At 67.7% G+C, this 9,967-nt stretch carries 9 protein-coding genes and 1 pseudogene; 7 read left to right on the forward strand and 3 right to left on the reverse strand.

Features of this window, described 5'->3' with window-relative positions; genetic code table 11:
* Positions 1 to 3: 3 nt before the first annotated feature.
* Complete coding sequence (locus BST13_RS30955; RefSeq protein ID WP_083168966.1) at positions 4 to 1,242, reverse strand: thiolase family protein; 1,239 nt, start codon at positions 1,240 to 1,242, stop codon at positions 4 to 6.
* A 176-nt stretch (positions 1,243 to 1,418) separates the two neighbouring features.
* Between BST13_RS30955 and BST13_RS30960 the strand changes: the two genes are divergently transcribed.
* The 5 genes and pseudogenes from BST13_RS30960 to BST13_RS39925 form a co-directional block, all read left to right on the forward strand.
* On the forward strand, positions 1,419 to 2,030 hold the full coding sequence (locus tag BST13_RS30960; RefSeq protein WP_083168968.1) for a muconolactone Delta-isomerase family protein: 612 nt from the start codon (positions 1,419 to 1,421) through the stop codon (positions 2,028 to 2,030).
* Entirely contained in the window at positions 2,027 to 3,403 is a 1,377-nt protein-coding gene (locus tag BST13_RS30965) for an MmgE/PrpD family protein (protein WP_083168969.1), read from the forward strand. The genes BST13_RS30960 and BST13_RS30965 overlap by 4 nt, the downstream gene beginning before the upstream one ends.
* Positions 3,400 to 4,422, forward strand: coding sequence for a nitronate monooxygenase (locus tag BST13_RS30970; protein ID WP_083168971.1), 1,023 nt, complete (start codon positions 3,400 to 3,402; stop codon positions 4,420 to 4,422). Before BST13_RS30965 ends, BST13_RS30970 begins: the two co-directional genes overlap by 4 nt.
* 158 nt (positions 4,423 to 4,580) lie before the next feature.
* Positions 4,581 to 5,594: an alcohol dehydrogenase catalytic domain-containing protein gene (locus BST13_RS30975; RefSeq protein WP_083168972.1), complete on the forward strand. Its 1,014-nt coding sequence runs from the start codon at positions 4,581 to 4,583 to the stop codon at positions 5,592 to 5,594.
* An 80-nt stretch (positions 5,595 to 5,674) separates the two neighbouring features.
* Positions 5,675 to 6,709: pseudogene (locus BST13_RS39925) on the forward strand (YbfB/YjiJ family MFS transporter); the annotation flags it as partial.
* On the opposite strand, the gene BST13_RS39930 reads toward BST13_RS39925, so the two are convergent.
* Positions 6,695 to 7,684, reverse strand: coding sequence for a LysR family transcriptional regulator (locus BST13_RS39930; RefSeq protein WP_245839870.1), 990 nt, complete (start codon positions 7,682 to 7,684; stop codon positions 6,695 to 6,697). The pseudogene BST13_RS39925 and the gene BST13_RS39930 overlap by 15 nt on opposite strands.
* Positions 7,685 to 7,802: 118 nt before the next feature.
* Between BST13_RS39930 and BST13_RS30990 the strand changes: the two genes are divergently transcribed.
* Together BST13_RS30990 and BST13_RS30995 are read left to right on the forward strand one after the other, a co-directional pair.
* On the forward strand, positions 7,803 to 8,516 hold the full coding sequence (locus BST13_RS30990) for an SDR family NAD(P)-dependent oxidoreductase (protein WP_083168974.1): 714 nt from the start codon (positions 7,803 to 7,805) through the stop codon (positions 8,514 to 8,516).
* On the forward strand, positions 8,503 to 8,868 hold the full coding sequence (locus tag BST13_RS30995; RefSeq protein WP_245839871.1) for a nuclear transport factor 2 family protein: 366 nt from the start codon (positions 8,503 to 8,505) through the stop codon (positions 8,866 to 8,868). Before BST13_RS30990 ends, BST13_RS30995 begins: the two co-directional genes overlap by 14 nt.
* On the opposite strand, the gene BST13_RS31000 is transcribed toward BST13_RS30995, so the two are convergent.
* Entirely contained in the window at positions 8,849 to 9,838 is a 990-nt protein-coding gene (locus BST13_RS31000) for an LLM class F420-dependent oxidoreductase (protein WP_083168977.1), read from the reverse strand. The genes BST13_RS30995 and BST13_RS31000 overlap by 20 nt on opposite strands.
* Positions 9,839 to 9,967: the final 129 nt, after the last annotated feature.

Genomic DNA, 9,967 nt, shown 5'->3' on the forward strand with positions numbered 1-9,967 from the left:
TCGTCAGCGTGCGGCGGGGTTCTCCAAGACGACGGCCACCCCCTGCCCGGACCCGACACATACCCCGATCACGCCGTACCGGGCGCCGCGCTCCCGCAGTTCGGTTGCCAACGTCAGCACATAGCGCGCCCCGGTGGCGCCGAACGGATGCCCAATCGCCACGGCGCCCCCGTTCGGCGTGAGCTTCTCGTCGGGAACGACGAAGCCGTCCAACTGGTTCGGAAGCTCACGCAGTACGCCGAGGGCCTGCGCGCTGAACGCCTCGTGCACCTCCCACACGTCGATCTGCTCGGGGGTCAAGCCGGCTCGGCGGATGGCAGTCGGCATCGCCCACGCCGGAGCGAGACCCATGACCAACGGATCGATGCCGTACACCGCCGAGGACACCACACGGGCCAGCGGCTCGATGCCCAGCTCGGCCGCCCGGTCCCCCGACGCCAACACGAGTGCACTGGCTCCGTCGGTCAGCGGTGTCGAGTTCGCGGCGGTCATCTGCGTGGTGCCCGGCTGCGGCTTGAGCTTCGCCAATTGCTCGGCGGTGGTGTCGTCGCGGATGAACTCGTCGTGTTCGAAGGTGCGGGCCTGCGTCGTCTTGGTCGCCGAGATCTCGACCGGCATGATCTCCTTGGCCAGCCGGCCAGAGTCACGGGCGGCCTTGGCATTTCGCTGAGTACGCAGCGCAAAGGCGTCGATCTCCTCGCGGGTGAGCCCATAGCGGTCGGCCACGTTCTGCGCAGTTTCGATCATGCCGATGTAGGCGTTGCGGGCCAGCAGCGCCGGGTTGGGCGGTCCACCGGCACCTGCCCACATGGTGTCGAGCAGAAAGACCGGCCCACGCGGGGCGAACGGCGCATCGCCCTTCATGTACGCCCAACCCGACCGCGACATCGATTCGACGCCGCAGGCCATCCCGACACCGAGGTCCCCGGCCCGGATCGCGTGCGCGACACTGATCGTCGCGCTGAGCGACGACGCGCAGAACCGGTTGATCGTCATCCCGGGCACGCTGTCGGGAAATCCCGCGGCCAGCGCGGCCCACCGCGCCAGGTCTCCCATGCCTTCATGTGCCGGGTTGACGCACCCGGCTACGACGTCCTCGATCTGATCGAGCTCGACCCCGACCCGTGCGCACGCGCCCTTCATGGTCATTCCGAGCAGGTCGTCGACACGGATGTGCGACAACGAACTGCCGTAGCGGGCGAACGGAGTGCGGACACCGCCGAGCACATACGCATCTGTCATTACCGGCTCCCTCGGTCGACGCGAGGGTATCGCGCCTGTCCCGGTGCCGACAGGCGTTCAAACCAGCGGTAGGAGGAAGTGCCTCTCAGCAACGAAAAATCCGGTCATAGTCGGCTCGAGCATCTGCGCGCCACGATTGTTGAACAGGTCGTACTGATCGTCCGAAAGGCTCCGCCATGGAATTTCTGGTAGACATGACGACTCACGTCCCGGCCGGGACCACCCCGCAGCATGTCGACGACGTCCGTGCCCGCGAGGCGGCGCGCGCTCGTGAGCTGGTGGCCGAGGGACATCTGCTGCGGCTGTGGCGCCCGCCGCTGGCGCCCGGCGAATGGCGCACCTTCGGGTTGTTCGCCGCCGACGACGCCGACCAACTCGAGCAGAAACTCGCGTCGATGCCGTTGCGCATCTGGCGCACCGACGTCGTGACGCCGCTGCCTGCCCATCCCAACGATCCAGGCGGCGGATCGGCATCGCCGGAGCTCACGGAATTCCTGACGACGCTGACCATCGCTGTACCGCCGGGCATCAGCGCCGACGAGGTCGTCGACCGCACCGCAGGCGAAGCGGTCCGCGCAGCTGAACTCGCCCGTCAGGGCCGCCTGGTGCGGCTGTGGCGGCTGACGGCCGAACCCGGGCAGCGGCGCACGCTGGGCTTATGGGCCGGAGCCGACGAGGCCGAGCTGACCTCGACTCTGCAATCACTGCCGCTGTACGCGTGGATGTCTGCCGAAATCACACCGCTGTCGGTGCACCCGAGCGATCCGGCACGCAGGGCCGCCGCATGACCGCGCTCCTCGTCGAAGAGCTGGCCGAGTTCGTGCTGGCCGCTCGCTTCTCCGATATCACGGACACAAAGTTGTTGCGCCGCAACGTTCTCGATAGCATCGCCTGCGCCGTAGCCGCGCTCGACGGCGACACGGTCCGGTCGATCAGGGCCCAAGTGGCAGCGGTCGGCGGCGCGGCTCAAGCCTCGTTGATCGGCGGCGGCACCACCAGTGTCGACCAGGCAGCCCTGTTCAACTCGGTGGCGGTCCGCTACGTCGACCTCCTGGACACCTACCTGACGCCCGGCGGCCTGTGTCACCCTGCGGACAACTTCGGGGCCGTCCTCGCGGTTGCCGAGAGCGTCGGAGCAGGCGGAGAGGACTTCATACTGGCACTGGCGGTGGCCTACGAAGTACAGAGCCGTTTTTCGGCCTCGGTTCCGGTGATGGCCCGCGGCTTGAATCATGCTTTGCAACTGGCCATTTCCGTCGCCGCCGGCAGCGCCAAACTGCTGGGCCTGACCAAGGGCCAGACTGCCGATGCCATGGCTGCCGCCGCGGCCGACAACGTGTCGCTGGCCGCTGTGCACTCCGAACCGGTGTCGAATTGGAAGGGCATCTCGCCCGGCATCACTGCGCAGCGCGCGGTGTACGTCACCCAGCTGGCGCAGCGCGGTATCACCGGACCGCGGGGAATCTTCGAGGGCCCCAACGGGCTTCACCAACTTTTCGGCCAACGGATCGACCTGCGACTCGATGACCGCAGCCTCGGCGTGGTCGAGCAGACCTACCTGAAGAAGTACTGCTCACTGATCCACGGACAGGCGCCGATCGAAACCGTGTTGACCCTGGCCGCCGAATACGGCATCGACCACAGCGAGGTCGCAGCCCTCGATGTGGCGGTGTTCCAGACGGCCTACGACATCGCCGGTGGCGGCGCCTTCGGCGCCAAGGGAGCACCCGAGACCAAGGAGCAGGCCGACTACAACTTGAAGTATCTGCTGGCCGCCGCCCTGATCGACGGCGAGGTCGGACCGGCCCAACTGCAGACCGAACGCATCCGTCGACCCGATGTCCGAGAGTTGCTGCAGCGCATCACCGTTCATCCTGACGACGAGTTGACGTCGCGGTACCCGCACGCCACGCCGGTGCGGATCACTGCCACACTGCGCGACGGCCGGCGCGTCACGCGCGCCCAGGACGACTTCGAGGGAGCGCCCAGCCGGCCGTTCAGCTGGGACCGCACCGTCGAGAAGTTGCACTGGCTGGCCGCCGGCCACGCCGACGCGGCGCTGTGCGACTCGATTGTCGACACCGTCGACCGGCTCGATACGGTCGACGTGCCGGAACTGACCGCACTACTGTCCACAGTGGATTCCAGGAGGCCATCATGAGCTCACCGATAGCTGATCTCGGTCTGAGCATTCCTGTCATCGCCGCACCCATGGCGGGCGGTCCCACCACAGCGGCCATGGTGATCGCCGCGCACAGCGCAGGCAGCTTCGGTTTCCTGGCCGCCGGCTACAAGACTCCCGAGGCCGTCGAGGCTGAGCTGCGCACTGTGCGTGACGCGGGAATACCCTTCGGCGTCAACGTCTTCGCACCCAACCCGGTTCCGATCTCACCTGAGCGCTACGCCGAGTACGCGCAGGCCATGCAGCGCGAGGCCGACCGATTCGGGCTCACCCTGCCCGACGCCCCGAACGACAGCGACGACCACTTCGCCGCCAAGGTGGACCTGCTACGCGCCAACCCGGTCCCGCTGGTGAGCTTCACTTTCGGCATACCCCCACAAGACGTGATCCGGACCCTCCAGCGGGCAGGCAGCGCCGTGATGCAGACGGTGACGTCGCGGGCCGAAGCCGAGGCTGCCGCAGCCGCAGGCGTCGACGCCCTCGCCGTGCAGGCCAGCGTGGCGGGCGGGCACTCGGGCACTCTCACGCCGGACAATCCGCCGAAGGCCCTGCCCATCGGTGAGCTGGTGGCGGGGATCACCTCGACCGTCGGGCTGCCGGTCGTCGCCGCAGGCGGGCTCGGCACGACCGCCGATGTAGCCGGGGTGCTACAGGCAGGCGCCGAGGCGGCGGCCGTGGGCACCGTGCTGCTGCTGGCCGACGAAAGCGGAGCGTCGGCGACCCATCAAGCGGCACTTGAGGATCCCGAGCGTACCGAAACCGTTGTCACCAAGGCGTTCACCGGCCGGCCGGCCCGGGGGCTTCGCAACCGGTTCATCGACACCTACGAAGCCTCGGCCCCGCTGGGCTATCCCGCCATCCACTTCCTCACCAGCCCACTGCGCAAGGCCGCCGCGGCCGCCGGTGAACCGGAACTCGTGCACCTGTGGGCCGGCACCGGATACCGGCATGCCCGTCGCCAGCCCACCGCCCAGATACTCGCCGGCCTGGTGCCCTGACCGAGGGCAGACGAGCCAGGCCGCAACAGGCCGCCGCTGTCGCGAGTGTGCGTCCCCTGCGAAAAATTGGCCCAGAAATCGCAGACGATTCACATTGGCGACGGCCTCCCTGCCAGAGTGGACTCATTCCTTGGTCCGCCCACGACAGGAGACCCACCATGGCCACCCACCGCGCAGTCCACGTCGACACGGCAGGCGCCCCGCTGCAGCTGACCGAAGTCGAGACCACTCCCCCGCCACCGGGCCATGTCCGCATCGACGTGCGGGCCTGCGGTGTGTGTGGCACCGACCGCGAGTTCGTCAGCGGCCACTTCCCGGCCATGACCTGGCCGCTGACGCCTGGGCACGAAATCGCGGGCACCATCGCCGAACTCGGCAGCGGCGTCGAGGAGTTCGGTGTCGGTGACTCGGTTGCCGTCGGCTGGTTCGGCGGCAACTGCAATCACTGCGCGCAGTGCCGCAAGGGCCAGTTCATGCACTGTCTCAATGGTCAGGTTCCCAGCTGGCAGTACCCGGGTGGCTATGCCGCTTCGGTGACCGTACCCGCCACCGCGTTGGCCCGGATCCCCGCCGGGCTGTCCTTCACCGAAGCCGCTCCGATGGGGTGCGCCGGTGTGACGACGTTCCAGGCGCTGCGGAGCAGCGAGGCGGTCGCGGGCGACCGGGTGGCGGTGCTGGGCGTGGGTGGCTTGGGCCACCTGGGCATCCAATTCGCCCGCGCCATGGGATTCGAGACCGTCGCCATTGCGCGCGGCGCCGACAAAGCAGCCGACGCCGAACGATTCGGCGCGCACCACTACATCGACTCGACGGCAGGGGATGTCAGCGAGGCGCTGCAGAAGCTCGGTGGCGTGAGCGTCGTGCTGGCGACCGCCGCGAATTCCGATGCGATCGGCCAGACGATCGGCGGCCTGGCGCCCCAGGGCGAACTCATTGTGATCGGCGTGTCCGCCGACCCGCTGCCGATCAGTCCGCTGCACCTGATCACCCCGGCGCTGCGGGTCACCGGCCACCCGTCGGGCACGGCATCGCAGATCGAGGACACCATGCATTTCGCGCTGCTCAACAATGTTCGGGCCCAGATCCAGGAGTTTCCGCTGGAAGACGCGGCGGACGCCTACGCCGCGATGGCCGAGGGGCGGGCCCGCTATCGGGGAGTTCTCACGATTTGAGAAGCGTGTGAGGCTTTGCCTTTCAGCTACAAGCAAATTGGACGTGGCCCGCCGGGCAGCTTCGGGCCCACCATGGGGCAATGCCGAAACACCCCTGGGCGCAGATCGTTCGAACTGCGGCCGTGCTGGGCGCGGCGATGGGCATCGGGCGCTTCGCGTACACGCCGATCCTGCCGTTGATGACCGCACATGCTCAGTTGTCCCCGCAGGCAGCCGGTCAATTGGCGACGGCCAACTACGTGGGCTACCTGCTCGGTGCGCTCGCGGGGACGTTCTCGCCCCGGCTGGCCCGGTCGGTGTCCGCCTGCCGAGCGTCGCTGCTGGTGCTGGTGGGGAGCCTGGTGGCAATGGCGTTGACCACCAACGTCATTGCGTGGGTTGCGTTGCGCACCTTGGCCGGTTTCGCCAGCGCGCTGGTGTTCGTCATCGCCGTCAACACTCTGCTGGACCGGTTGCACGACCATCCGGCGCATTTGGCGGGCTGGGCCTTCGGTGGCGTCGGTGTCGGTATCGCGGTCTCGGCTGTGCTGGTGTTCGCGCTTCCCGCGGACTGGCGGACCGCCTGGTGGGCGGCAGCTGCGTTGGCCGCGCTGTTGAGCGTGTCGGCGTGGTTCATGCCGCCCGCGCCCCAGGCGACCGCGGCGGTGACGAAAGCCGCTGAACACCAACCCACGAAGCGGCACACGCCTTTTGCCCTGCTGCTCATCAGCTACACCCTTGAAGGGGTGGGTTACATCATCGCAGGCACGTTCCTGGTCGCCGCGGTCGCGCAGCATTCCCCAGGACGGCTCGGCAACGGCACCTGGCTGCTGGTCGGTCTCGCGGTGATCCCGTCGGCGGTGCTGTGGGCCCGGTTGAGCTCGCGCTATTCGCATCCCGTGCTGCTCACCGCGGCGCTCATGCTGCAGGCCGCCGGAATAGCGCTGGCCTGCACCGGTTCTGGCAGTGGCGCGCTCATCGGGGCAATCCTGTTCGGCGGCACGTTCATCGGCGTCAGCGTCCTGGCGCTGGCGGCCGGGCGGCTGCTGCAGTTCCCTGGCGCCGTCGCGCTGCTGACCGTGGGCTATTCGATCGGTCAGATCATCGGGCCGGTCGCCGTGTCACCGTTGCTGCACAATGGGTTTCAGCTCGCGTTGGTCGCCGGGTCGGTCATCGTCGTGCTGGCCGCCCTGACCGCGACCGCGATGGGGATCGTCGGGCGGCAACCACACGCCGTCCCCGTGGACGCCTAGATCGCCTACATCACAGGTGAATACATCGATCAACGCGCGCACCGCAGCGTTGTCCTCGGCGCGGCGCCACACCAGCGACCAGGTCCACAGCGGCGTCGGGGCGACGATCGGGCGCCGCACCAGGTCCCGGGGCAGTGGGGCGTCTTGGCCCTTGGGATTGTTGAGCACCGGCCGGCCCAGCCGACGGACGTGCTCGAAGAACGTCGGTCCGGTGACACCCCCGTCGTCGGTGCGCATCAACCGTGCCCCCGTGTCCGCGGCAAACTCCTCGGCGTAGCGATTCCAGGACGACCAGCTGGCCACGTCGGCGTCGACCAGCACCACCACGTCCTTGGCCGCGACCGGGCTGTCATCGGTGCCGACGCACAGCGCGTACAGCCGATCCACGCCGATGAGGTGGGCCTGAAGCGACAGTTCGGCCAGGTCATCTGTGGGCACCCAGCAGATCGCCAGATCGAGGCTGCCGTCGGCGACCCTGGCCGCCTGGGTGTGCGACGGCATCACCCAGGTGTCCACCCGCAACTGGGCGACGCCGGCCGCCCGATCGGCCAGATCGGCGGGACGCCAATTGACGTAGCCGATCCGGACCGGGTCGGAGACCGCCAATCCCGTTGCCTTTCTGCGGAATTCATCGGCATGCCGGACCAGCGCGCGAGCGTCGGGCAGCAGCGCCGCACCGGCCGGGGTGAGGGCCACCGACCGCCGGTCCCGATCGAAGAGACTGACCTTGAGGTCGCGCTCGAGCGCCTTGATCTGCTGAGACAGTGACGGGCCCGCGATGTGCAGGCGCTCCGCGGCCCGGCCGAAGTTCAACTCCTCGGCGACCACCACGAAGTACCGCAACTGGCGCAGTTCCACCGTTGCAGACTAGTAGGCACTGCCTCCCAGCAGGGAGCAAACCCGTCGTGACCTGCGGGAGTCACCGACCCCGACGCTCTGTTGTATCCGGCGACGGACCACGGAAAGGACCACGACCATGAGCAACACACCAAAGGTAGCCATCATCACCGGGGCATCCCAGGGCATCGGCCAGGCGCTGGTCGCGGGCTACCGCAAGCTGGGCTATGCCGTCGTCGCCAACTCCCGCAGCATCGCGGCGAGCGACGACCCGATGGTGCTGACGGTTGCCGGCGACATCGGACAGCCGGGCGTCGGGCAGCGCGTCGTCGATGCCGCCATCGAGAGGTTCGGCCGCGTCGACACCATCGTCAACAACGCAGGCATCTTCATCTCCAAATCGTTCACCGACTACACCGACGACGACTACGACGCCATCACCGGGGTGAACCTGCGCGGTTTCTTCGAACTGACCCGCGCCGGGATCGCCGCCGTCGAGGCGCACGGCGACGGTGGCCACGTCGTCACGATCTCCACGAGCCTGGTCGATCAGGCCGACGCCCGGGTGCCCTCGGCGCTGGCATCCCTGACCAAGGGTGGGTTGAACGCAGCCACCAAAGCTCTGGCCATCGAGTACGCGACTCGCGGAATCCGTTCCAACGCAGTAGCTCTGGGCACCATCCGGACGCCGATGCATGATCCTTCCACCTACGAATACCTGAACAAACTGCACCCGGTCGGTCACATGGGCGATATCGACGATGTGGTCGAGGCCGTGCTGTACTTGGAGAACGCCAAGTTCGTCACCGGCGAGATCCTGCATGTCGACGGAGGCCAAAGTGCCGGACACTGAGTCGATCCTTCGTGGGCTCCTCGATGAGTGGAAGGCCGGGGTCGACGGTCACGATCCGGGCCGGGTCGCCGCGGTGTTCACCGAGGGCGCGATCTTCCAGGGGTTGCGCCCGCACAGCGTGGGCCGGGCGGGCGTGTACGCCTACTACGACTCGCAGCCCGACGGGCTGACGGTGAACTACCGGTTCCACGAAACCCGCAGACCCGCCGCCGACGTCGCACTGGGTTACCTACGGGCGGACTTCACCCTTCCCGACGGGACGCCCATCCCACTGAATCTCAGCGTGCTGGCAACCGAGACCCCTGCGGGCTGGCGGATCGCCTTCTACCAGGTCAGCCCAGCGCAGGAATGACCTCACGCTCGAACAGCTCGATACCGGACCGGTCGTACGCGGCTTCGGGGAAGTACACGATCGCGTACTCACACCCGAGGTCGCGCAACCGCTTGAGCCGATCGACGACCTGTTCGGGGGTGCCGGTCGCGGAGTCCGATGAGGCCACATTGGCCAGCATGGCGTCGACGGCGGGCTCACCGGCCACCGGGACCTGACGTGCCCTGATACGCGCGAGGCGCTCGGCGACGTCGGATTCCGAAGTGCCGACGACGGCGTTGAAGTTGGCCGACCGCACGATCGCGCCGTAGTCGGTGCCGACATCTTTGCAGTGCTCGGCGAGGATCTGCGACTTGTGCGCGAATCCGTCCGGCTCGGACGTGAAATTCGTGTACTGCGCATACTTGGCCGCGATCCGCAACGTCACCTTCTCGCCACCTCCGGCGATCCACAGCGGAATACCGTCCTCCTGCAGCGGCTTCGGTGCCACGATCGCACCGTCGACCTGATAGTGCTTGCCGTCGATGCTGACCCGGCCGTCGCGCCACGCGTCGCGCATGATCTGCACGCCCTCGTCGAGCCTGCCCAGCCGCACGCCCGCGGACGGGAAACCGTAACCGTAGGCCCGCCACTCGTGCTCGTACCAGCCACCGCCGATACCCATCTGCGCCCGGCCACCCGAGATGACGTCGACCGTTGCCGCGACCTTCGCCAGATACGCGGGGTTGCGGTAACTCATGGCCGTGCACATCTGCCCGAGCTTGATGCGTGAGGTGGTCGCGGCATACGCCGCCATCAGCGTCCATGCCTCATGGGTGGCTTCGTCGGTGGGCACCGGCACGGTGTGGAAATGGTCGTACACCCACAGCGAATCCCATTCGCCCGCGTCGGCGTACGCCGCCAGATCGCGCATCACCGGCCAATGTTGTTCGGTGGGTATGCCTACCAGGTCGAGTCGCCAGCCCTGCGGAATGAAGAGTCCAAAGCGCATGGCTCTCATTCTGTCGCCGAGTGGCCGGTTATTGCACGCATTTTCGCGGGAGCGGGCTGTTGCGAAATTGGTAGGTGGTTGGCGCGGCGAGTTTTGGTGGTGGTGGTGGTGGGTAGCCGGGCGTGGGGT

The organism is Mycobacterium aquaticum, from assembly GCF_002086485.1.
Taxonomy (GTDB): domain Bacteria; phylum Actinomycetota; class Actinomycetes; order Mycobacteriales; family Mycobacteriaceae; genus Mycobacterium; species Mycobacterium aquaticum.